Origin of the sequence: Streptococcus pseudopneumoniae (assembly GCF_001074975.1) — a bacterium.
Taxonomy (GTDB): domain Bacteria; phylum Bacillota; class Bacilli; order Lactobacillales; family Streptococcaceae; genus Streptococcus; species Streptococcus pseudopneumoniae_D.
The window spans coordinates 1-311 of the sequence record NZ_JUUO01000023.1; the positions used below are offsets into that span (position 1 = coordinate 1).

Genomic DNA, 311 nt, shown 5'->3' on the forward strand with positions numbered 1-311 from the left:
ACACGCAAACCAAATGGTGATGCAGTAGTAACGCCTAAGAAACCAGATGGTTCAACATACCCATCAGGCAGCAAGGTAGTGATTCCAGGTGAAAATAATACTCCAATTGAAGTTACAATCGGTGACAATGGTTCAGGTGAAGTACCAAATGACAAGCTTCCTAAGAAAGATGTCCCAGGTACAGGAACAGTAACCGAACCTAACAAGAAACCATCACAACCGGTGGATGTAACAACACCAGCTAAGGCAACACCAGCAACACCAGAAACTGAAAAACCAGGTAAGATTGAAATCACACGCAAACCAAATGG

General features: G+C 43.4%; 1 pseudogene. It reads left to right on the plus strand.

Annotation, left to right across the window (positions count from 1 at the left end):
• Positions 1 to 311, plus strand: a pseudogene (locus ADI86_RS11845) (hypothetical protein); the annotation flags it as partial.